This window comes from Micromonospora sp. NBS 11-29 (assembly GCF_002140155.1).
In the GTDB taxonomy this organism is placed as follows: domain Bacteria; phylum Actinomycetota; class Actinomycetes; order Mycobacteriales; family Micromonosporaceae; genus Micromonospora.
In genome coordinates, this window is the sequence record NZ_NAPR01000031.1 from 1 (window position 1) to 21,930 (window position 21,930).

Annotated in this window: 18 protein-coding genes and 2 pseudogenes; 8 read left to right on the plus strand and 12 right to left on the minus strand. The window is 71.9% G+C overall.

Features of this window, described 5'->3' with window-relative positions; genetic code table 11:
* Nucleotides 1-236: pseudogene (locus B1205_RS26965) on the plus strand (glutamine synthetase); the annotation flags it as partial.
* Between the two features lie 104 nt (nucleotides 237-340).
* The gene (locus tag B1205_RS26970; protein WP_441338580.1) at nucleotides 341-1,504 is read left to right on the plus strand and encodes a carboxylate-amine ligase; all 1,164 of its coding nucleotides are present in this window, start codon (nucleotides 341-343) and stop codon (nucleotides 1,502-1,504) included.
* A gap of 20 nt (nucleotides 1,505-1,524) precedes the next feature.
* On the opposite strand, the gene B1205_RS26975 is transcribed toward B1205_RS26970, so the two are convergent.
* Nucleotides 1,525-2,352 (minus strand): PIG-L family deacetylase, encoded by an 828-nt coding sequence (locus B1205_RS26975; RefSeq protein ID WP_089158159.1) that lies wholly within the window; start codon nucleotides 2,350-2,352, stop codon nucleotides 1,525-1,527.
* 73 nt (nucleotides 2,353-2,425) lie between these two features.
* Between B1205_RS26975 and B1205_RS26980 the strand changes: the two genes are divergently transcribed.
* A complete protein-coding gene (locus B1205_RS26980) occupies nucleotides 2,426-3,142 on the plus strand; it encodes a hypothetical protein (RefSeq protein WP_089158160.1) in 717 nt (238 codons plus the stop codon).
* 43 nt (nucleotides 3,143-3,185) lie between these two features.
* Here B1205_RS26980 and B1205_RS26985 read toward each other — a convergent pair whose 3' ends face one another.
* From B1205_RS26985 to B1205_RS27005, 5 genes and pseudogenes are all read right to left on the minus strand, one after another.
* Nucleotides 3,186-5,231: a family 43 glycosylhydrolase gene (locus B1205_RS26985; RefSeq protein WP_254910247.1), complete on the minus strand. Its 2,046-nt coding sequence runs from the start codon at nucleotides 5,229-5,231 to the stop codon at nucleotides 3,186-3,188.
* 103 nt (nucleotides 5,232-5,334) lie between these two features.
* Entirely contained in the window at nucleotides 5,335-8,157 is a 2,823-nt protein-coding gene (locus B1205_RS26990) for a glycosyl hydrolase family 95 catalytic domain-containing protein (RefSeq protein WP_089158162.1), read from the minus strand.
* A 22-nt stretch (nucleotides 8,158-8,179) separates the two neighbouring features.
* Nucleotides 8,180-9,469, minus strand: coding sequence for a cellulose binding domain-containing protein (locus B1205_RS26995; RefSeq protein ID WP_089158163.1), 1,290 nt, complete (start codon nucleotides 9,467-9,469; stop codon nucleotides 8,180-8,182).
* Between the two features lie 62 nt (nucleotides 9,470-9,531).
* A pseudogene (locus tag B1205_RS27000) lies at nucleotides 9,532-10,836 on the minus strand (cellulose binding domain-containing protein); the annotation flags it as partial.
* 9 nt (nucleotides 10,837-10,845) lie between these two features.
* On the minus strand, nucleotides 10,846-12,231 hold the full coding sequence (locus B1205_RS27005) for a glycoside hydrolase family 43 protein (protein WP_089158164.1): 1,386 nt from the start codon (nucleotides 12,229-12,231) through the stop codon (nucleotides 10,846-10,848).
* A 489-nt stretch (nucleotides 12,232-12,720) separates the two neighbouring features.
* Here B1205_RS27005 and B1205_RS27010 point away from each other — a divergent pair, with 489 nt between their 5' ends.
* The gene (locus tag B1205_RS27010) at nucleotides 12,721-13,758 is read left to right on the plus strand and encodes a LacI family DNA-binding transcriptional regulator (protein ID WP_089158165.1); all 1,038 of its coding nucleotides are present in this window, start codon (nucleotides 12,721-12,723) and stop codon (nucleotides 13,756-13,758) included.
* Nucleotides 13,759-13,810: 52 nt separating this feature from the next.
* On the opposite strand, the gene B1205_RS27015 is transcribed toward B1205_RS27010, so the two are convergent.
* The 4 genes from B1205_RS27015 to B1205_RS27030 are packed head-to-tail and all read right to left on the minus strand — an operon-like array spanning nucleotide 13,811 to nucleotide 17,907.
* On the minus strand, nucleotides 13,811-14,833 hold the full coding sequence (locus tag B1205_RS27015; RefSeq protein ID WP_089158166.1) for a nitroreductase: 1,023 nt from the start codon (nucleotides 14,831-14,833) through the stop codon (nucleotides 13,811-13,813).
* Nucleotide 14,834: 1 nt separating this feature from the next.
* Nucleotides 14,835-15,917, minus strand: a complete 1,083-nt coding sequence (locus tag B1205_RS27020) for a GNAT family N-acetyltransferase (protein WP_089158167.1) — start codon at nucleotides 15,915-15,917, stop codon at nucleotides 14,835-14,837.
* Nucleotides 15,914-16,354, minus strand: a complete 441-nt coding sequence (locus tag B1205_RS27025; protein WP_089158168.1) for a DUF4188 domain-containing protein — start codon at nucleotides 16,352-16,354, stop codon at nucleotides 15,914-15,916. Before B1205_RS27025 ends, B1205_RS27020 begins: the two co-directional genes overlap by 4 nt.
* A 2-nt stretch (nucleotides 16,355-16,356) precedes the next feature.
* Nucleotides 16,357-17,907: a phenylacetate--CoA ligase family protein gene (locus tag B1205_RS27030; RefSeq protein WP_089158169.1), complete on the minus strand. Its 1,551-nt coding sequence runs from the start codon at nucleotides 17,905-17,907 to the stop codon at nucleotides 16,357-16,359.
* A gap of 514 nt (nucleotides 17,908-18,421) precedes the next feature.
* Here B1205_RS27030 and B1205_RS27035 point away from each other — a divergent pair.
* Complete coding sequence (locus tag B1205_RS27035) at nucleotides 18,422-19,327, plus strand: DUF5753 domain-containing protein (RefSeq protein WP_089158170.1); 906 nt, start codon at nucleotides 18,422-18,424, stop codon at nucleotides 19,325-19,327.
* 140 nt (nucleotides 19,328-19,467) lie between these two features.
* Entirely contained in the window at nucleotides 19,468-19,728 is a 261-nt protein-coding gene (locus B1205_RS27040; RefSeq protein WP_089158171.1) for a hypothetical protein, read from the plus strand.
* Between the two features lie 7 nt (nucleotides 19,729-19,735).
* Here the strand turns inward: B1205_RS27040 and B1205_RS29385 are convergent, their stop codons facing one another.
* Complete coding sequence (locus B1205_RS29385; protein ID WP_140158152.1) at nucleotides 19,736-19,936, minus strand: hypothetical protein; 201 nt, start codon at nucleotides 19,934-19,936, stop codon at nucleotides 19,736-19,738.
* 350 nt (nucleotides 19,937-20,286) lie between these two features.
* Here B1205_RS29385 and B1205_RS27050 point away from each other — a divergent pair, with 350 nt between their 5' ends.
* Entirely contained in the window at nucleotides 20,287-20,499 is a 213-nt protein-coding gene (locus B1205_RS27050) for a DUF397 domain-containing protein (RefSeq protein WP_089158173.1), read from the plus strand.
* 62 nt (nucleotides 20,500-20,561) lie between these two features.
* On the opposite strand, the gene B1205_RS29390 is transcribed toward B1205_RS27050, so the two are convergent.
* Nucleotides 20,562-20,759 carry a hypothetical protein gene (locus B1205_RS29390; protein ID WP_140158153.1) on the minus strand — a complete coding sequence of 66 codons (198 nt, stop codon included), beginning with the start codon at nucleotides 20,757-20,759 and terminating at the stop codon, nucleotides 20,562-20,564.
* 253 nt (nucleotides 20,760-21,012) lie between these two features.
* On the opposite strand from B1205_RS29390, the gene B1205_RS27060 reads away from it, so the two are divergent.
* Nucleotides 21,013-21,858, plus strand: a complete 846-nt coding sequence (locus B1205_RS27060; protein WP_176308824.1) for a tetratricopeptide repeat protein — start codon at nucleotides 21,013-21,015, stop codon at nucleotides 21,856-21,858.
* The last annotated feature ends 72 nt before the right edge of the window (nucleotides 21,859-21,930 follow it).

Consider the following 21,930-nt stretch of genomic DNA (forward strand, 5'->3'; position numbering starts at 1 on the left):
TCGACAAGGACCTCTACGACCTCCCGCCGGAGGAGTGGAGCGACGTCAAGCAGGTCCCCGCGTCCCTCCCGCACGCACTGGAGGCGCTCGCCCGGGACCACGACTACCTGCTGGACGGCGGCGTCTTCACCGACGACCTGATCTCCACCTGGATCGACTGGAAGACCGCCAACGAGGTCGACCCGGTGCGGCTGCGCCCGACCCCGCACGAGTTCGCCATGTACTACGACTGCTGAGTCCGTACCCCCCGCCCGTCGCCCTCCCGCGCGCCTCGCGCGGCGGGGGCGGCGGTCCGGGGAAACGGCATCCGGGAGCGCGGCCGGACTCGTACCGTCGAGGCATGGCGCAGCGGAGCGACGACCGGTCCCGAACCTCGGTGCGGACGCCGCCGGCCACCTCGGCGGACACCGCCACCCTCACCCTCGGCGTGGAGGAGGAGTTCCTCCTGCTGGACCCGGCGACCGGCGAGAGCATGACGGTCGCCGACGAGGTACGCGACACGCTCTCCGGGACCGCCCGGGAGCAGAGCCGCCAGGAGTTCCGGCACAGCATGGTGGAGATGGTCAGCCCGGTCCTCTCCGATCTCACGGCGCTGCGGGAGTGCCTCGTCGCGCTGCGCCGCGCCGCCGCCCGCGCGGCCGAGGCCGTCGGAGCGCGGTTGGTGGCGGTGGGCGCCACCCCGGTCTGTGAGGCCCACCGCCCGGTGCCGGACGAGCAGCGCTACCACGACATGTCCCGCCGGTTCGGCCCGGTGGCGCACGATCCGGCGGTGTGCGGGTGCCACGTCCACGTCGGCGTGCCCGACCGTGAGCTCGCGGTGCGGGTCTGCAACCACCTGCGCCCGTGGCTGCCGGTGGTGCAGGCCCTCACCACCAACTCGCCGCTGCACGACGGGCGGGACACCGGGCATGCGAGCTGGCGTTCCATGCAGCTCGAACGCTGGCCCAGCATCGGCCCGACGCCGCACTTCGACTCCGCCGCCGACTACGACGCGACCGTGCGGGAGCTGATCGACGCGGGGATCATGCTCGACGCCGCGATGGTCTACTGGTACGCCCGGCCATCGGCCTCCTATCCCACGGTGGAGGTCCGGGTCGGCGACGTCTGCCCCACCGTCGACGACACCGTCCTCGTCGCCGGGCTGGTCCGGGCCCTGGTCGCCACCATGATCGACGACGCCCGCGCCGGCGTGCCGGCGCCCCGGATCCGCGACTGCATGGTCGCCGCCGCGCACTGGCGGGCCGCCCACGACGGGGTCGACGGTGATCTTGTGGACCTGCGCAGCGGCCGGCCCCGGCCGGCCTGGGACCTGGTCGACGACCTGCTCGCCACCGTCGCGCCCGCGCTGACCCGGCACGGCGACCGGGACCTGGTCCTGCGCGAGGTGCAACGGGTCCGCCGCGACGGCACCGGGGCCACCCGGCAACGGCGGATCATGGCCGGCACCGGCGGCGACGTCCGCGCCGTGCTGGACCACCTGGCCGCGCAGACCGTCGCGGCGTGACCGGCCTCGGCGCCGTGCCCTCAGCGCAGCCCGGCGAACAGGTCGTCCTCCGGCGTCGGCGCCCCGGTGGTGTCACGGACCCGGACGAACGTCTCCATGCCCATCAGCTCGGTGAACCGTTCCTGCCCGAGCCGGAGGAAGAAGATGTTCTCCGCCTGGCTGGCGTGCGCGGCCAGCGAGGCGAACTTCTGCTCACCGTGGCCGCGGGTGTCCACCCAGGTGGTGATCTCGTCGTCCGGCAGGCCGAGCGGCGGTGTGTCGTCGGTGGCGTCCGGCTCGGGGAACTCCACCCCGATCTCCTGCATGACCTTGCCGAACTCCTGGAACGCGCTGCGCGGCACGGTGGTCCAGTAGACCTTCGCCGGGATGCCCGTCCGCTCGACCGCGGCCATGGTGATGCGGTGGGCCTGGATGTGGTCGGGGTGGCCGTAGAAGCCGTTCTCGTCGTAGGTGACCACCACGTCGGGGCGGTAACGCCGGATCAGCTCGGCCAGCCGGTCGGCCGCCTCGGCCACCGGCGTGTTCCAGAACGCGCCGGGCGCGTCGTTCGTCGCCCAGCCCATCATCCCGGAGTCGGCGTAGCCGAGCGTCTCCAGGTGGGTGACCTTCAGAGCCTCGCAACTGGCCGCCAGCTCCGCCTGGCGCATCGCCACCACCGCCTGCGGGTCGTGCCCGGGCTCGCCCGGCTTGACCCCGCCGGGGCCGTCGCCGCACCGCCCGTCGGTGCAGGTCACGAGCACCGTCGTGACGCCTTCCGCCGCGTACCGGGCGAGGACGCCGCCGGTGCTGGTCGCTTCGTCGTCGGGGTGCGCGTGCACCGCCATCAGGGTCAGGGATCGCTCAGCCACCCCGTCACCTTACGAGCAACCACCGACGCACTAGCATTGCCCGGTCCGCAGACGGCGACGGAAGCGAGGCACGATGGGTTGGCTCCGGCGGTTGCTGGGCGGCGGCGGACGGGTCGAACTGGACCCGGAACGCCAGCAGGCGCTGCTGCGGGACGTCCGGCACTCCTACGGCGCGCGCGCCCGGATCCGGTTCCCCGAGCAGGTCGACGCGATCAGCCGGTTGCTGTCCGACGACGACGGTCTGGTGGTGGCCGCCGGAATCGTCTGCGCGGCCGCCGAGGAGGCCCACGCCGACCTTCAGTTCCAGGCGCAGGAGGTGTTCCGGCGCACCGGCCGGCGGCTGCTGGTGCACCGCCGCAACTACCGGCCGCTGTGGCGGGAGGCCGGGCCGGCGCTGCGCTGGCCGCTGGGCGCGCTGCCGAGCGGCCTGCACCCGTACGCGCAGGTGGCCGCCGCCGTCACGGTGGTCGGCGACCGGGCGGACCGGCTCGACCGGGTGACCGATCCGCAGCCGTTCGTGACCGGCCTGTTCGAGGTGCTCGACCTGACCACGGCCGGCTGGGAGTTCGGCCGGGTGCGGGTGGACACCGACGGCGCGACCCTGGTCGAACGGCTGGTCGGCACCGCCGCGCGGGTCCTCGCGACCATGGACGACCCGCCCCGGCTGCTGCCGCCGGTGCGGGAGATGATGCGCCGCAACCACAGCATCGACGTGTACGACCCGGCCGGCCCCCGGGTGGTCGGCCGGATCAACCTGGGCGCACGCATGCGCGAGACGCTCCTGGCCTGAACCGGCCGGTGCGGGAGCGTGCGCCCCCGCACCGGCCCGCCGGTCAGGGGGTGGTCAGGTCGAACTTCCTGACCGTGACCGCGCCGCCGAGCGACTGGGTGGCGTAGTTGAACATGGCGAACCGGTAGGCCATGAAGAACTGCCAGGCGTGGTTGAGGGTGAACGCGGGGCCGAGGCTGACGAACGTGGTGCCGTCGGTGCTGTAGGAGAAGCGGGCCTGCCGTCCCGCGCCGGGTCTGACGTCGGCATTGACGCGTAGCCAGATCCGGCTGCCACTGACCGCGGCGCTGGCCTGTTCGCTGCCGGTGCCGGTGGTCTGCCAGTCGCTGTTCATGGTCAGCCCGTTGGTCATCACGACCCTGGTGGTGCCGTTGTCCCGGCGCAGGCCGATCCACGCCGACGAGTCCCGCAGCAGGGCCAGACCGGCCCGGTCGCCGTTGGCCATGGCGGAGTGGTCCAACTCGATCGTCGCGGTGGACGACGGCCCCTGGATCCGGTGGGTCAGCGTGTTCCGCGCCTGGTAGAGGTCGTTGGTCACGGTGGCGGTGGACAACCGCAGCCCGTTGCCCACCGACCAGCGGGTGTTGTCCGGGTTGTGGTTCCACTCCCACTGTGGCCCGAGCGTCGCGGCCGTGAACGTGTCCGCGCCGATCATCGGCTTGACCTGGCGCGGCGGCCGGGGCACGTTCGGGTACGGGTAGTTCGCCGCCCAGCGCCCGTTGACGGTCTGGAGCACCGGCCAGTCGGCGTTCCAGGTGATCGGGGCCAGGGTCGGGATCCGGCCACCGGGGTAGGCGTCGATGAACGCCATGTAGTACCAGTCGCCGTTCTGGGTCTGCACCAGCCCACCCTGATGCGGCACGGAGCCGGGTTCGCCCTGGATCGGGCCGGGCAGGTTGAGCAGCACCTCCTTCGTCTCGTACGGGCCGAAGGGGCTGCGCGAGCGCAGGACGTACTGGCCGTTGGCGGGCTTGGTGAGCCAGATGTAGTAGTAGCCGTTGCGCTTGTAGAACCGGGCGCCCTCGATGTAGCCGATGTTCGACGGCGAGGTCCAGACCTGCTGGGCGCGCACCTGGGACAGGCCGTCGGCGGAGAGCTGCGCGACGCTGATGTTGGTGCTGCCGTACGCCACGTACATGGTGTCGTTGTCGTCGACGAGCAGGCCGGCGTCGTAGTAGCAGTTGTTGATGCGCGACCGCTTCTGCCAGGGCCCCTCGACCGAGGTGGCGGTGTAGACGTAGGTGCGGTTGAACTCGGTGCACCCGATCCAGTAGAACGTCTTGTTGCTGGGCCGGTAGTTGAACGCGGACGCCCAGATGCCCTTCACGTACGCCCGGCCGCCGGTCAGGTTGTAGTTGTTCGAGTCGAAGTCCAGGTTCGGCACCGAGTGCCCGGCGAACTCCCAGTTCACCAGGTCGTACGAGCGCAGGATCGGCGCGCCCGGCGAGTAGTGCATGGTCGATGCCGAGTAGTAGTAGGCGTCGCCGACGCGGATGATGTCGATGTCGGCGAAGTCCTGCCACAGCACCGGGTTGGTGAACGTCGACGACGGCGGCCACGGGCCGGTCGTGGGCGGCGGCGTGGTCGGCGGTGGCGTCGTGGGCGGTGGCGTGGTCGGGGCGGGTGTGGTCGGTGGCGGCGTGGTGGTGGGTGCGGGTCCGCCGGTGGTGGGTGTGACCGAGCCGGTGCAGGTGGTGCCGTTCAGGGCGAAACTCGTCGGCACCGGGTTGGTCGTCGTCCAGGTGCCGTTGAAGCCGAAACTGACGTTTCCGCCGGTCGGGATGCCGGCGTTGTAGCCGGCGTCGGCGACGGTGACCTGGGCGCCGGACTGGGTGACGGTGCCGTTCCAGATCTGGGAGACGGTCTGGCCGGCGGCGAACGACCAGGTCAGCCGCCAACCGCTGACCGGGTCACCGAGGTTGTCGACGGTCACGTTGGCGCCGAATCCGCCGGACCACTGGTTGGTGACCGTGTAGGTCACCCGGCAGCCGGCGGCGGCCGACGCCGAGGTGGCGACGAGTGCCGCGGCACCGGTCACCACGACGGCTGTCGCGGCGGCCAGGCCGAGCCGGTGGCGAATGCGTGTCACAGGAACCTCCGGACGGGTGCGTCGATGACGGATGGGGTGGGAAGCACGGCGCACCCGGCCGGGCATGGTCCGGGTGCGTCGTGCGCGGCGCGTTCCGGGTGCCTCAGGTCGTCGTGCAGGCGAGGTTCGTCGGTGGGTTGTTGGTGCCGTTGACCGTGCCGATGAAGCCGAAGGTGGTGGAGCCGCCCGCCGGCAGCGCGCCGTTGTAGTCGACGTTGCGCACCGTCACGTTCGCTCCGCTCTGGGTGTGCGTGCCGCCCCAGATCTGGTTGATCACCTGGCCGTTGGGGAACGTCCAGGACACCGTCCAGCCGCGGATCGCGGTCGCGCCGGCGGTCACGGTGACCTCGCCCTGGAAGCCACCGGACCACGAGCCCGTCACCGCGTACGTGGCCCGTGCGCCCGACGGGGCGGGTGAGCTGGTGGTGGGCGTCGGGGTCGGCGTACTCGTCGGGGTGGTGGTCGGCGTGGGCGTGGCGGTCAGGGTCGGTGTCGGCGTCACGCCGGGCCGGGCCGCCCGGTAGGTGTGGCCGGCGCGGACGGCGAACTGCACGACGTCCGTCTCCGGTCGGGTGGTGCCCGGCGTGCTGCCGTCGGCGACGTCGACGAGCGTGAAGCCGCCGGTGAACAGCCGGGACCGGACCCGCAGCGTGCCGTCGCGGTCGGCGCGGATGCCGATCTCGTCGACCTGACCGTTGGTCCAGGACAGGCCGACGGTGTATCCGCCCCGACCGCGCAGGCCGGCGACCTGCCCGGTGGGCCACGCGGTGGGCAGCGCGGGCAACACGTTCAGCTCGCCGGTGTGGCTGTGCAGCAGCATCTCCGCGATGCCCGAGGTGGCGCCGAAGTTCCCGTCGATCTGGAACGGCGGATGCAGGTCGAACATGTTCGGCGCGAGCCGGTCGGTGCGCACCAGGTCGCGCAGGAGCTTGTGGGCGCGGGCGCCGTCCTCCAGCCGGGCCCAGAAATTGATCTTCCAGGCGAGGGACCAGCCGGTGCCGTCGTCGCCGCGCAGCTCCAGCGTCTTACGGGCGGCCTCGTACAGCGCCGGGGTGCCCCGCTTGGTGATCTGGTTGCTCGGGTGCAGGCCGTACAGGTGGGAGACGTGCCGGTGGGTCCGTTCGGTCTCGACCCAGTCGGCGAGCCACTCCTGGACGTTGCCGCGGGAGCCGACGCGGCTCGGGGGCAGCCGGTCCCGGGCGGTGCGCACCTGCGACCGGAACGTGGTGTCGACGCCCAGCACCTCGCCGGCCCGGGCCGCCGCGTCGAACAGGTCGCGCAGGATCTGGTTGTCCATCGTCGGCCCCGCGCAGACGCTGGCGTTCGCGTGGTGCGACAGCTCCGGCGAGTTCGACGGGTTCGTCACCAGATAGTTGAGCGTCGGGTGGACGACCAGGGTGTCCAGGAAGAACTGGGCGGCGCCCTTGAGGGCCGGGTAGTTGGCCTGGAGGAAGCCGAGGTCGCCGGTGAACAGGTAGTGGTCCCAGATGAGGGTGCTCAACCACGCTCCACCGGTCTGCCACATGCCCCACAGTGCGCCGTCGACCACCGAGGCGCCCCGCCACGCGTCGGTGTTGTGGTGGGTGACCCAGCCGCCGGCGCCGTACTGCGCCTGGGCGACCCGCGCGCCGGTCACCGTCAGATCCCTGATCAGGTCGAAGACCGGCAGGAAGCACTCGGACAGGTTGGTCGTGTCGGCCGGCCAGTAGTTCATCGGCAGGTTCGCGTTGATCGTGTACTTCGAGTCCCAGGCCGGCGTCAGCGAATCGTTCCAGATGCCCTGGAGGTTCGCCGGCTGGGTGCCCGGGCGTGAGGAGGAGATCAGCAGGTAGCGTCCGAATTGGAACAGCAGCGCGGCGAACTGCGGGTCGTTGACGTTCGCGTGCTGCGCGATCCGGACGTCGGTCGGCTGGTCGGCCGCGGCGGTCCGCCCCAGGTTGATGCTGACCCGGTTGAACAACGCCTGGTAGTCGGCGACGTGCCGGCTGCGCAGCTGGTCGACGGCGACGCCCTTGGCGGCGTTGAGCCGGGTGCGGGCGATGCCCTGGTAGTCGCCGTTGACGGTGCGGTAGTTGACGTAGCTGGAACCGATCGAGACCAGGACGGTGACGCTGGTGGCGCCGGACACCCGCAGCGTGCCGCCGGAGCTGCTGACCGTGCCGCCGGTGGCCGCGGCGTTGGCCAGGGCGAGGAACCGCACCGAGCCGGTGACGCCCTCCATGGAGCCGGAGATGCCGTCGAGTCCGATGGTGGCGGCGTCGGGGCTCGACACGGTGGTCCGTTGCGGGCTGTCGAACGTGGCGGAGAACGTGATCGAGTTGGCCCGGTCGGCGGTCAGCCGGACCACGATCACCTGGTCGGGCGCGCTGGCGAAGACCTCCCGCTGGTGCCGTACGCCATTGAGGACGTAGGTCGTGGTGACCGTGGCGGTGGTGAGGTCGAGGGTCCGGTTGTACTGGGTCGCCCCGCTGGCGGAGCCGAATGCGAGCCGCAGGTTGCCCACGGTCTGGTAGGCGAGCTGGCCGCCCGGGTTCCCCATCATGGTCTGGTCGACCAGGTCCTGCGCCGAGGTCCACTGGTCGGCGAAGACGCGCCGTCGGATCTCGGCCAGGTTGGCCGCGCCCCGGGTGTTCGCCGAGTCGTACGGGCCGCCGGCCCAGACGGTGTCCTCGTTGAGCTGGAGTCGTTCGGTGTCGATGTTGCCGAACACCATCGCGCCGAGCCGCCCGTTGCCGAGCGGCAGCGCGCGCAGCCAGTCGGTGCCGGCCGGCTCGTCGTACCACAGGGCCAGGTCGTTCGCGGCCAGCACCTGCGCGGGGGCCACCGAGCCGGCGCGGGCGGCGGCGTTCCAGGCGGCCGGCACCAGGGCGGTGCCGGCCCCGGCCGCGCCGGCCTTGAGCAGGTTTCTTCGGGTCATGTCGGACATGGGGTTCTCCAAGCCACGCGGATCAGAGGCGGGTGCAGGTCAGGGACGGCGTGGTGGCCGAGCCGTTGGCGGTGAAGCCGAACGTGGTGGACGCGCCCGCCGCCAGGCTTCCGTTCCACGCCTCGTTGGAGACGTTCTGGGTGCTGCCGGAGGGCGCGTTGCGGCCGCCCCAGAGCTGGGTGATGCTCTGCCCGTTGGCCAGCGTCCAGCTGACCCGCCATCCGCTGATGGCCGCGGCGCCGGCGGTCACCGTGACCTCGCCCTGGAAGCCGCCCGACCACTGGCTGGCCGTCCGGTAGGTGGCGGCGCAGCCGCCGGGAACCGGCGTGGTCGGCGAGGTCGTGGGCGACCCGGTCGGCGAGGTGGTGGGCGAGGCCGTCGGGGTCGGTGTGGTGCCGGCGAACTGGGTGAAGAAGCGCCACACCTCGCCCGGGACCCAGGTCCGGGTGCCGCTGTCCCCGCCCGCGCCGTCCTGCGGCGCGGCGATGTGCCCGCCGTCGAACGCCGCCCACACCACCGGGTAGCCGGATCGGCAGCCGGAGTAGCTGTAGACCGTGTGGGTCAGGCTGCCGCTCCTCGGCTCCGGCGGGCTCGCCGCCGTGCAGCCGTTGTTGCGGACGAAGCGGTCCCGCAGCGAGCGTCCGCTGGCGATGTTGTCGCCGATGCCGTGCACTCCCAGGTACGCGATCGGCTGGGTGCCGCCGCTGCATCCGCTGAGCGTGCCGGGCGAGGACTGGACCGCGACCGCGCGGAAGACGTTCGGCCGGGCACAGGCCAGCGCGTAGCTCATCGCGCCGCCGTAGCTGAAGCCGACCGAGAACCGCTGCGTCGTGTCGACGCACAGGTCGCCCTCGATCCGGCGGAGCATGTCGTCGACGAACGTGACGTCCTCGCCACCGGCGTTGGCCCAGCCGTTGTCGAGGCCCTGCGGCGCCACGAAGATCGTGCTGTTGTTCGACAGCCGCAGCAGGCCGTAGTAGGACCACACGTCGCGCTGCACGGTCTGACCGGTGGCGACGTCCACGGCGGTGCCGCCCCACCAGTGGAACCCGAAGACCAGCCGGTACTGGCGGTTGCGGTCGTAGGAGTCGGGCAGTTTCAGGATGAAGCTGCGGTTCTTCCCGCCGCTGGAGATGGTGTACGTGCCGTTGCCCAGGGTCGGGGCCTTGCCGCAGCCGGCCGTCGCCGCCAGCGTGCCGACTTCGGCGGCGGACGCGGCGCCGGGGTTACCGGTGAGCGCGGCGCCGGCCAGCGCCGCGACGAGCACCGCCGCAGTGGCCAACGCGCCGGCGATGGACGAACGTCTTCCCATGACGTGACTCCTCTGTCGGTGGTGCGGCGGTGCGCGGGCGGGCCGGGATCGGCCCGNGCGGCGTTGAGCGTGAACGCCGCCGGTGCGGCGCTGTTGCCGGTGTGGTTGGCCTGGAAGCCGATGCTGATCGACGCGCCGGGCGCGATGGTCGAGTTGTACGACACGTTGCGGGCGGTGACCTGGCCGGAGGCGGGCGAGTAGGTGGCGTTCCACCCGGAGGTGATGCTCTGGCCGCCGGGCAGGGTGAAGACCAGCGACCAGCCGGTGACCGCGCTGCCGCTGGTGTTGGTGACGGTGATGTCCTCGGTCAGGCCGGTGCTCCAGGCGTTGACCGTCGCGGTGACCTTGCAGGCGCCGCCACCGGGCGGCGGCGTGGTCGGGCCGGGCGTGGTCGGGCCCGGCGTGGTGGGGGTGGGGGTGGGCGGAGTCGGCTCGGTCGTGCCCTGGAACTGGGTGAAGAACCGCCACGTCTCGGCCGGCAGCCAGGTACGCGAGCCACTGTCGCCGGGCGCGCCGTCCTGCGGGGCGGCGATGTGACCCTCGTCGAAGGCCGCCCACACCACCGGGTAGCCCGCCCGACAGCCCGAGTACGTGGTGCTGCGGTGGGTCAGGCTGCCCTGGCTCGGCTCGGGCGGGTTCTGCGCGGTGCAGCCGTTGTTGCGGACGAACCGGTCCCGCATCGTCCGGCCACCGGCGATGTTGAGCACGCCGTCGCGAAGGCCGTGCGCGGCGAAGTACGCGATCGGCTGGGTGCCGCCGCTGCAACCGCTGAGCTGGCCGCCGGAGTAGACGGCCACGGCCCGGAAGACGGTGGGCCGAGCGCAGGCCACCGCGTAGCTCATGGCGCCGCCGTAGCTGAACCCGAGCGCGAAACGCTGGGTGGTGTCCACGCACAGGCCGCCCTCGACGCGGCGCAGGATGTCGTCGACGAAGGTGATGTCCTCGCCGCCGGCGTTGCCCCAGCCGTTGTTCAGGCCCTGCGGGGCGACGAAGATGGTGCTGTTGTTCGCCAGCCGCTGCAACCCGTAGTAGGACCAGACGTCGCGCTGCACGGTCTGGCCGGTGGCCACGTCGGTGGCGGTGCCGCCGACCCAGTGGAACCCGAGGACCAGCCGGTACTGCCGGTTGGGGTCGTAGCCGTCGGGCACCCGCAGGATGAAGGTGCGGTTCTTGCCGTTGCTGGTGATGCTCTGCGTGCCGCTGGCCAGCGTCGGGGCCTTGCCGCAGCCGGCCGTCGCGGCCGCGGCGCCGAGGTCGGCGGCCCGGGCGCTGGTGCCGAGCCCGCCGCTGACCATCGCGGCGCCCATACCCACGGCCAGCGCCATCGCGGCCGCGATCGACCCGAGTCTCGATCTGTGGTTCGACATGGGTTCTCCTCAGGGCGTGATGCGGAAGGTGGCGTCCTGCCGGTCGCTCAGGGGTGAACCGGAGCTGAGCGGGTCGATCCGCAGGAGATTGTTGGCGTGCCGCAGGTAGCGGTCCGGGAAGTTGTAGGAGCGGAACGACGTCCACGCGCCGTCGGCCAGGCCCGCCGTGCGGTGGAAGGTGGCATCGGCGCGGAAGGTCGAGGTCCCGTCGTTCGCGTCGAGGCGGATGGCGTAGTTGTAGTGCCGCAGGAAGTTGCCCGGCCGGTTCACCGACTCGAACGAGACCCCGGCGGAGTCGGCCAGGCCGGGCACCATCCGCCACATCTGGTCCTGGTACGGGTCGAACGGGTACGGGTCGAGGCGTCCGACGCCGTTGCTGTGCCGCACCACGTAGTCGGGGAGGTTCGACGACTTCAGCCGGACCCAGTTCGGGGCGCCCCAGCGGGAGACCATCGCGTTGTACTCGGCGTCGCTGATCCCGACGATCGAGCCGTGCTTGGCGTTCAGCGGCGGGGTGTAGTCACGCTGGTTGAGCGCGGTCCACGAGTTGCCGCCGATGGTCGGGGTGGACCAGATGTAGTAGTCGGCGTTGACCGGGCTGAACGAGTCGCCCCAGAGCCGCCAGCCGCCGTCGTTGTTCTTCACCAGCAGCGGCGCCTCGATGGCGCTGCCCTGCCGCAGGCCGCTGGTGTAGGTGGTGAAGCTGTTCGGCGCGCCGGTCGACGAGCGGGCGCCGTACAGCAGGCCGGTGGACAGGTTCTTGTAGTACAGGTAGGTGGTGCCGCCGTCGACGACGACGTCGCCGTCGAGCACGCCGAAGCCGGGGCTGAAGAACACCTGCTGGGGGCCGACGGTGACGAAGTCGCTGGTGTAGTTGACCATCAGCACGTCGCCGCCGCTGTTGCAGGAGTAGACGATGGCGTACTGGCCGCGGTTGGCGTCCCAGAACGCGGTGGGCGCCCAGGTGTGCGAGTTGGGCAGCGTGTGCATCCGGATCCGGCGGTAGCCGGTGAAGCTGGTCAGGTCGGTCGAGTCCCAGACGTGCAGGTACTGGCTGTTCAGGCCGAAGTTGGTGCCCTTGAGATCGGTGGCCAGCACGACGAACCTGCCGTCCTGCTTGCGGAACACGAACGGGTCGCGCAGGCCCAGTTGTCCCTGCGTCGGGGTGACCACCGGGTTGTTCTGGTTCAGCGGCGTCCAGTTGAGGCCGTCCCGGCTCACCGCGAGATGCAGGCCGTAGTCAGCGCCCTGGAAGTTGGGCGTCTCGGTGAAGTACGCCATCGCGTACGCGGTGTTCGCCGCCCACGCCGCCCCGGGCAGCCCGGCCACGGTCGCCGCGGTGAGCGCGCCGGACGCGGCCACGGCCTTGATGAGTGCTCGTCGGCTGATCGCCACGATAGGGAACCCTTTCTGACGTCGGGCATGGTGGGGGAAAGGTGCGGATTGTCGGACCGGACGGCCGCCACGGGACAGCGCGGCTCGGGCCGTCGCCCGATGTCCGAGTGTCGGCGGTACTGCTGTTAGCGTTAACATGTGCTGCCCGCGCACTTGAACGCCGTCCGCCTCGGCGTCTGCCGGCGCCCGAGCTCCCGATCGCGCGCCACATCTGCCTATATCGACTCTCATGGATCGAAGTGTCGCCCGTCAAGATGTGACGATCAGGTTTCGCGAAAGTTCCCACCGGCCGCCCGCCGACGCCCCGCCCGACCGCACCCCCGCCAGCCCATCCCGGCCTGCGCAAACGCGCGTCCGCGCCGCAGGTCGGGTACGCAGGGTGCGCGAAATGTTACCGTTAACTTTTCGTGCGTCACCGCGGACCCGGGCGGGCGTCCGGGGCAGGTGAACGCCGGATCGGCCCCGGTGACACGGCCATAGACTTCGCTGGTGATCGAAGAAGGACCGCCGCAGCACCTCCGCAAGCCCCGGCGCGGTGACCTGCCCATCGCGACGATCGCCGAACTCGCCGGAGTGTCACCGCCCACCGTCTCCAAGGTGCTCAACGGCCGCCCCGGGGTGGGCGACCAGACCCGGCAGCGGGTGGAGGCGCTGCTCCGCGACCACGGTTACCGGCGACGGCAGGCCAGCGGCGCGGCCCTCTGCATCGAGGTGGTCTTCCACCGGATGCTGCCCTCGATCGCGATGGAGATCCTGCGCGGCGTGCAGGAGGTCGCCCACGCCAACGACCACACGGTCGGCTTCACCGACGTGCACCGCCACGTACTCGCGGGGGCGCCCTGGGCGGAGCCGCTGCTGGCCCGGCAGCCGACCGCCGTGATCACCGTCTTCTCACTGGTCACCGCCGAGGACGGCGAGCGGTTCGCGGCCCACGGGATACCGCTCGTCGCCGTCGACCCGATCGACGACCTGTTCCCCACCCCCGCGGTCGGGTCCAACAACTGGAGCGGCGCGCTCACCGCCACCCGGCACCTCCTCGACCTGGGCCACCGGCGGATCGGGGTGGTCACCGGGCCGGTCAAGGACCTGTCCGCGCGGGCCCGCGTGGACGGCTTCCGGGCCGCGCTGGACTCCGCGGGCGTCCCGTTCGACCAGAGCCTCGAACGACGGGGCGTGTTCACCGTGGACGACGGACGCGACCTCGGCGCCCAGTTGTTCGCCCGGCCCGATCCGCCGACCGCGGTCGTCTGCGGCAACGACCTGCAGGCGGTGGGGGTCTACGCGGCGGCGTGGGAGGCGGGCCTGCGGATACCCGACGACCTCAGCGTCGTCGGGTTCGACGACGTCGACCAGGCGGCGTGGCTGGCACCGCCACTGACCACGGTGCGACAGCCGTTCGGGGAGATCGGCGCCACCGCCGCACGTCTCGCCCTGACCCTGGCCGACGGCCGCCCGCCGGCCCAGGAGCGGTACGAACTCGGCACGGCGCTGGTGATCCGGGGCAGCACCGCGCCGCCCCGCCGCTGAGCGCCCGCGGCCACCGTGGTGACCACGCCACCACTGTCGCCGCGCCACTGCCTCACCGAACCCCGGCCGCCGCCGTCCGGTGCGCCGCGAACCGCCCGTCCACTCCCCCGGCCGCCCGGTGCACCCGGCGGGCCGAGCGGGGCGCCGCGGCGACCGGCCGACCCACCCGGGTGACGTGGACGATCCGCGCCGGCGTCACGTCCAGCACCGCGCCGAGCACGTCCCGGGTGGCGGCCACGTCGACGAGCTGGCTCAGCGGGTGTGCCGCCAGCCCGGCCGCGTGCAGCGTCAACCAGACCCGCATCAGCACCCGTCCGAACTCGACCTGCCCGGCCGGGTCCAGGTCGGGCGGGGCGACCAGCGCCAGCAGCGAGCCACCACGCGCGAGCGGGTCGTCACCGGCGGCGAGCAGCCGCGGCAACCCCAGCGGACGCAGCACCGGGTAGGCGGCCAGCGCCGCCCGCAGCCCGGCGGCGGCCGACCGGGACAGCCCGAGGCAGCGGTCGCTGAGCCCGTCCGCCCGGTAGTCGGGATGCGCCGGGTCCAGGCGCAGCCAGCGGCGCAGTTCGGCCACGACCGCCGGCTCCGCGTACACCTGGCGGTCGGCGGCGCGCAGCAACGCGGCGCGACGCCCGGCCGCCGGGACGACGCGGACCGCGCCGCCGACCCGCCCGGCCACGTCGTCGACGGCGGCGAGCACGGCGGCGTCCGGACCGCCGGTGAACCGACCCCGATCGGTACGCCGGTCCCACACGTCCCCGGTGCGAAACGGCGTCCGGTACGGCTGCCGCGCCGGCCGCAACCGGCCTACCCGACGGTCGGACTCGTCATGGTCGGCGACCCAGTCCAGCCGCAGCCCCGCGTCGGCGGCGACGATCAGGCAGGTCTCCACGAACGCGCCGAGCGACAGCCGCAGGTCCCGCCCGGTCGGGTCGCCGGCCGGCAGCGCGTCCGCCGGGTCCCAGCCGACCGTGATCGCCCAGCGTTCGTAGCGCAGCCGCCACGGCTGGGTGTTGTGCGCGCTCGGGGCCCGCCAGCACAGCGGCTCCAACGCGCGAAACGCGGCGAGGTCCATCTCATCGCTCCCGGGCGTAGAAGGTGTAGCCGTGCAGCGGCCGGCCGCCGAGCCGGCGGTACTGCGCGGCCGACGCCGGGTTGTCCCGCCCGACGTACGTGCTGCGCAGCGCCGTGTAGCCGCCGGCGCGCAGGTTGTGGTGCAGGTGCGCGGAGAGCAGGCGCTGGTAGCCGCGCCCCTGGTGCTCCGGCAGCACCCCCTTGACGATCAGCACCGCCTCCCGGCGGTAGCGGCGGCGGGTGGCGAGCAGCCGGAGCTGGTTGACCGGACCCAGATCACCGCGCGTCGCGACCAGGAACTCGCTGATGTCCGGCACGCAGAGCACGAACGCCACCGGCTGCCCGTCCCGGGTCAGGTACAGCAGCAGCGACTCGTCCAGCAGGTACGCCAGCCCGTCGGTCTGCCGGCGCAGCTGCGCCGCCGAGATCGGGGTGTAGTAGCCGAGCTGGGCGAAGGAGGCGTTCAACATCCCGCGCAGCAGGTCGAGCTGGCCGTCGAGTCGCCGCGCGTGCCCCCGGTGCACCTCCAGCCGCGCCCCGTCGGGCTGCGCGCCGAGCGCGGGCGCCGGCCCGGTCGGGGCCGGCACCGGGCAGATCCAGGTGTCGGAGACGAACCGGCGGACGAACCCGGACGACTCGTAGGCGACCGGGTAGCGCGGCGGGTTCCACGCGCTGTCGGTGAAGCCCCGGTCGTCGAAGCCCGCGGTGATCACGCCGCCGGCCTGGTTGGGCAGCAGCGCCACCGGCCCGAACAACAGGTCCCGGTCGGCGGCCGCGTGCGCGTCGATCGCGTCGAACAGCGGCTCGGCGGCCGGCGCGGTGAACTCGGTCAGCCCGAACAACTGGCACCGGCGGCCCAGCTTCGCGTCCAGGTCCGCGTCGGTGTGCAGCGTGGTGCGAGCGACCACCGCGCCGGTGGCGTCGCGCAGCACGTACATCGGCACGCCGTCGCGCCACCAGCGGCGGATCTGCTGCCGGGGCGTCGGCACGTACCGGGGCTCGTCCGCGAACAGCCGGTCGGTCAACGCGAGGAAATCGGTGAGGGCCCGCCGGCCGGTGACCCGCTCGAACCGGTGGGCGCTCACCGGCGTACCGCCGGTCCGGTCGTCTCCGCGCCCAACGGGGTGAACTGCTCGATGTGGCCCATCGCGCCGTCCTCGGCCCGCCACGCCCCGTTGGAGTAGCCGTCCGGCGAAGCGGTGTAGAGCCGGATGAACCCGGCGGTGGCGTTGCGGTTGCCGTCGGTCAGCCACGCCATCAACTTGCGGTGGTGCCGGGTCCGCGCGAAGCGCAGCATGGCGTCGCGGTCGGTGAAGAACGCGATCGTGCCCAACGTCAGCGGGAACTGCCAGTAGACGGTGTGCCAGCAGTAGCCGGACATCCGGCGCATGTCCCGGACCATCCGGATCCAGTCCGGGGCCAGCCGCAGCAGCACCAGCGGATTCGCGTAACGGGTGCCGCCGATGAACATCGCGCCGGCGCGGGCCTGCGCCGGGGCGCGGGAGAAGTCTCGGGTACGCATGGTCACCTCACCAGGTAGGCGTTCTTGATCTTCTGCGGGCCGGCGAACGGACCGGTCCCCGGTTCGTGCAGCTCCACCCGCAGGTCACCGGCGCTCGGGTCCTCCGCCAGGGACTGCGCGAAGTCCCGCGACACCGAGGCCAGGTGCCGGCGTACCCCGTCGCGGCAGGCGGCCGCGAGCGCCGCGCGGTCGGCGGCGGCCAGCGACCCGCGCAGCTCGACGTGGATCACCGGCCGGGTCTCCAGCGCGGCGTCCTCGTGCAACGCCAGGCAGAACCGGCTGATCGCGGCCGCGTGCGGGTTGCCGGTGTACAGGCCGTACTCGACGTCCTGCGGGTAGAGGTTCGCGCCCAGGTAGGACACCGTGGAGTCGCGCCGGCCGAACAGCATCAGCACCGGCAGCGTCATCCGCTCCTGCGCCACCGCGGCGCGGAACTCCGCCGCCCGCACCGGGTCGGCCGCGGCCAGCTCGGCGATCCGCCGGTACGGCACCAGCAGCGCCTCGTCACCGACGTTGTAGCGCAGCCGGGGTTGCAGCACACCCCGCCCGCCCGCGGTGCAGACCAGTTCCCGCCGCGCGTTGGTCTCCAGCCAGGTGGCGAACGGGTTGTACTGGAACACCATCGGCAGCCGCTGCTCGGTCGGGCCGAGCAGTTCCGCGCGCAGCCCCGCGTCGGTCCGCAGGGCCCGCCGCAGCCACACCGTGAACCGGGTCTCCGCGCCGATGCCGATGGTCAGGTCCGACGCGCCGTACGCCGAACGCACCCGCACGAACCGCTGCTCCAGGTAGTCGCGCAGCGCCTCGGTCATCCCCTCCCCGCCGCAGCTACCGAAGATCCGGTAGCGCGACCAGGGGAAGTCCTCGGCGTCGAGCCGGTCGCGCAGGTGCTTGAGGAACGGCGGGTACGCGGTCACCAGGTAGTCGTGGTCCGGACCGAACTCGCGCAGCGTGTCGACGATCTTGCCCAGGTCCGGGCCGGTGTTCTTCACCACCGCGATCCGGGCCATCGCCGCGCCGGTCGTGGTCCCGGTCGCCCAGGCGCCCATCGAATAGGCGTTGATCACGAACGGTCGGCGCATCGGGAAGACCAGCCCGGTGTAACCGGCGATGTCCCGGTGCACCGCCCGCAACTCCCGCTCGCCGCGCGGCCAGTTGAACGGCCGCCCCGACGACCCGGCCGACTCGTCGACGACCACGCCCCGCTCCGGCAGCCGCCCGTGCCAGCACCGCGCGGCGGCGTCGTGCGCCACCACGTACCCCTGCTTGTCGGTCTCCGGGAAGTCCCGCAGCCGGCGGCGGACGCCGGCCGGGCGGGCCCGGACGAACTCACGGTAGGCCGGCACCCGCCGGGCCGCCCGCGCGCAGGCGGCGTGCGCGTTCGCCTCGGCCAGCCGGTCCAGCACCGGGTGGTGCCGTCGGGCCAGCCACCGCCAGCCGGCCGGGTGCCGGCCGATCAGCCCGACCAGCGCGGCCACCGCGCGGCCGGCGGCCTCCCCCATCAGCGGCGTCTCGACGGTACGCAGGGCGGCGGGTCGGTGCAGTGTCTCGGCCATGACAAGGATCCTGCCGAGGCGGCGCCGACGACGCCTGAGCGTCGAGACGGTGATCGGATTGAGTACCCGTACCCAGTGGCGCGGGTCGGCCCACCACCCGGCCCGCCCTCAGGCGGGCGGCGCGTCGCCGACCGGGTCGCGGTCCGCCGGGCCCGGCAGCGGCAGGTCGAGCACCACGTCGGGCCGGACGCTCGTGGTCGGCTCGTCGTCGTCCGCCGCCAGCCGCGGCCGGCGCGGGGTGAGCGCGCCCGTGCGGACATGGTTGACCAGGTCGAAGGACTGCGAGCACGCCAGGCCGCCGCACGGCGGAACCGTTACGGCGCGTAGCCGCGCGATCCAGGCTCCACTCAGCAGGGCGAGGCCCGTTCCCCGTTGTCGGCTCCGCTAAACCTGCACGTCGCATATGTGACGCATATTCGCTGCGATTAGTGCGTCTGCATATTCGCGTTAGCCTCGGGTAGGGAGCCCTCGCCCGCAAGAGGCGCTCGACTACCGACAGTATCGGGAGGCTAACGTGGAACATCTTGTGGAGGCTCCGGCCTACCAACGCAAACGGCTGAGCCGACGCCTGACGCGGGCGCGGCGTACGGCCCGCCTGACCCAGCAACAGGTGGCAGCCTCGCTGCGATGGTCACAGTCGAAGGTCACCCGGATCGAGAGCGGTGACGTCGGGGTCTCCCACACCGACCTGCTCGCTCTCCTCACGCTCTACGAACTCGTCAACGACGGCGTGGTGCAGGAGCTGACGCAGATGGCCGACATAGCCCGACGGCCGAGTCTCCCGCAGATGAGCGACGTGCACTCGAAGGCGTTCCGCGAATACCTGGAGAACGAGCAGGTCGCGCAGACGCTCCACTCGTACGAGCCGTTCTACGTGCCGGGTCTCCTCCAGACGGCCCGATACCGGCGCGCGGTGCTGAGCAACGACTACCGCCTGTCGTCCCTCGGCAAGGTCGAGCGAGCCGAGGTGGAGAAGAAGATCGATCAGAAGATCGAGGTGATGCGGTGGCGTCAGCAGATCCTGCAGAAGGACGGCTCCCTGGCGAAGGCCCACTTCGTCGTCGACGAGTCGGTGATCCGGCGGACGATCGGCGCCGAGGTCGGCGACACCGGCGTGATGCGGGAGCAACTGGAACTGCTCAAGAGCTTCCGCGACCACCCGAAGGTGGACCTGCGGGTGATCCGGTTCAGCCGCGGCGCGCACACCGGGATGGGCAGTTCCTCGTACGTCCTGTTGGAGTTCCCGGACGTTGACGACGCGCCCCTCCTCTACGAGGAGAATGCCACCGGCGAACTCACCACCCGCGAAGACGAGGGCCGCATCAAGGTCGCCAGTTCCTCCTTCGAGAGCTTGCAGAGCGTGGCCAGCGGCGGCGCGGAGCTGGAGTCCCTTCTCGACGAGGTGCTCGCGGTCCTCTGAGCGCCCACCGTCAGCCGATCACCCGAATCTCAGGCCGGAGGAGGTCACACGCATGAACAGCGAGCGCTACGCGCCGGCCATGTGCGTCTACCGGCCTGCCGTCCGGTCCGGGGCCGGCGACACCGACCCGGTGGGTCGCCATGGCTGACCGCGACCTGCCCTTTGACGCGAAGAGCCCGCAGCCCTCGGCGAAGGAACGCCTGACGCCGCTCGGGCTCATCCGCGAGGTGCTCAGCAAGTCCGACATGTTCGTGCGCGTGATGGCTCTGACGTTCTTCTTCACCTGCATCGTCGGAGCCATGTTCGCCTACATCAACGACACCGTGTGGGGCTTCGCGATCTTCTTCCCGGCGGCGATCTCCGTGCTGGTCTGGGCCGTGCGGCGGGACCGTAGCGGGTAGCGACAGCTCAGTGCCGGCGTCGACGTTGGCCGGTGGAGACAGCGGAAAGGATGGGGTCGGCCAGAAGACCGGCCGTCCCTCCGACCACCGCCATGACGACGAGGATCGTCGCCCACCGCGCCACTCCGTTCCCGGCGAACAGCGCGGAACCGATTTCCCTGCCGGCAACCACCGCGATCACACCCGCGGCGCACGCGTAGAGCGCCAACCATACGGCGTAGGCCGGACCGTCCTCGACGGATGAGGTGGACTCGCCGCCCGTCCGGCTGGACGGGCGATGGAACAGCTGCGGACGTACCGACGGCTGCCTGCCGCCTGAGCCACTGCCGAACACCGCACCCTCTTCCCGCGCCTGCCCCCCCGACCACCGTAACGGTCGTTCCCGCGGAACGACACCAGCCGGACATACCAAACTTGTGGCCTCCTGGGACCGTCCTGCTCCGACGAGGATGCGGTCCCTACCGGACAGGCTAGCCCGTCCAACGACGGGNGCAGCGGACATGCCACCGTTTTGCGGTCTCACCGCGAGAGGCATCCGGCGTCGACAGAGGAGGATCCTTGGGCGATACGGCTACGCCGGCACCGTGGCACAAGAGTTCCCGGAGCTGCCAGGGGAACTGTGTCGAGGTCTCCATGACCAGCCCGCTGGTGTGCGTGCGGGACAGCAAGGACCCGGACGGGCCGGAACTACGGATCAGCGGGGACGCCTGGCGCAGGTTCCTGACCGGGATGCCGCAACCGTCGACGGGCGCGGATCCGTTCGGCCGGTGACAGACGGACAACGCCCGGACCCCATGGGGTCCGGGCGTTGTGTTCGCGTCGACCGGTCAGCTCTACCGAGCCCGCTCGGCCCGGCGACGACGGATCACGCGGCGCACCCGTCGGTACGCCCGGATCGCGGGCGGCGCGACCGCCACCGTGAAGCCGGTGAGCGCCGCCAGGAACTTGAGGATGACGGTGATCGCCGGCAGCCAGATCAGAATCTGCGCCGGGTAGATCTCCGCGAGGTGGTACGCGACGATGACAAGCACGGCCTCGGCACCCTTCTGTGAAGTCGTTTCCCCAGGTGGATCGGGATATGACCAACACTGCGGGCGTCCCGGACGACCACCAACGGGCCGGACGAGCCCGGTTCGGAACGGGTCAGGCGGCGACCGGACCGGGACAGCGGGGGCCGTCCCGAGTCATGATCGGGACACTTTCCACCCGTCCCGGGACGGGAACCGAGCGTCTACTGTCATCGGCACGCCGCCTCGGGACAGGGCGGGACACCCTGGGGGGCTCGTGACCACCGACTCGATGATCGCTGCGCAGGCGAAGGCGGTGACCACCCGGGCCGAGCTACGTCGACTGCTGCAACGGATTCAGCAGGAGTCCGGAAAGTCGATCCGGGCGATAGCCGAGGACAACCGCCATGCCCCGGGTCAGCAGGGACTGTCCAAGACGACCATCAGCCGGGTGCTCAACGGCGACGAGAAGATCACCCGGAGCTTCGTCGAGCGGTTCGCCACCGCCTGCGATGTCTCGGGGACGGACCACGACGATCTGGTGCTCGCCTGGAAGCGGGTCCTTGACGTGCCGTCCGAGGAGATCCCCGACCCGGCCCATCTCGTCACCCTCGAGGTGATGGCCGAGGTCGCGAGCACCCTTGACGGGCACACCGGCGGCCTGACCGCCGCGCGCCGTCTCTACGAGCGCGTCCGGGCCGCCCGCGACGAGATTCTCGGTCCCGAGGATCCGCTCACGCTCGAAGCCGCCCACAACCTCGGTACCGTGTTGGCGCAGCTCGACGAGTACCGGGTGGCCCGGCGGATCCTGTGCGACACCTACGAGGCGCGCAGCCGCGTCCACGGCCCGGACGCTCCGGCCACGTTGGCGACGCTGGAGAACCTGGCCGCCGCCACCGCCGAGACGGGCGACATGGACGCCGCCGTCGACCTGTTCGAGCAGGCTCTCGCCGCCCGGCGACCGGAGACGAGCCCAGGCCACGCCCGCTATCCCGAGGCCGCGGAGAAGCTGCTGGTCGCGTTGAACCGGGCCGGCCGTCAGACCCGGGCACGGCAGGTGGCAGAGGAACTCGCGCGTGTCCGGGACACCCGGCCGGGGCCGGGCGCGGAGCCCGGTCGGTGACCCGGCCTTGTGGACGTCCCAGCCGCGAGCCTGCTGCGACGGCGCCACCGAGTCGTCGTGCGGACAGTCACC

Coding starts and splice junctions, on each gene's coding strand:
- B1205_RS26970 (WP_441338580.1), top strand. CDS start 341: ATGGCGCAGCGGAGCGACGACCGGTCCCGAACCTCGGTGCGGACGCCG.
- B1205_RS26980 (WP_089158160.1), top strand. CDS start 2,426: ATGGGTTGGCTCCGGCGGTTGCTGGGCGGCGGCGGACGGGTCGAACTG.
- B1205_RS26990 (WP_089158162.1), bottom strand. CDS start 8,157: ATGTCCGACATGACCCGAAGAAACCTGCTCAAGGCCGGCGCGGCCGGG.
- B1205_RS26995 (WP_089158163.1), bottom strand. CDS start 9,469: ATGGGAAGACGTTCGTCCATCGCCGGCGCGTTGGCCACTGCGGCGGTG.
- B1205_RS27015 (WP_089158166.1), bottom strand. CDS start 14,833: ATGGACCTCGCCGCGTTTCGCGCGTTGGAGCCGCTGTGCTGGCGGGCC.
- B1205_RS27025 (WP_089158168.1), bottom strand. CDS start 16,354: ATGCGTACCCGAGACTTCTCCCGCGCCCCGGCGCAGGCCCGCGCCGGC.
- B1205_RS27030 (WP_089158169.1), bottom strand. CDS start 17,907: ATGGCCGAGACACTGCACCGACCCGCCGCCCTGCGTACCGTCGAGACG.
- B1205_RS27040 (WP_089158171.1), top strand. CDS start 19,468: ATGGCTGACCGCGACCTGCCCTTTGACGCGAAGAGCCCGCAGCCCTCG.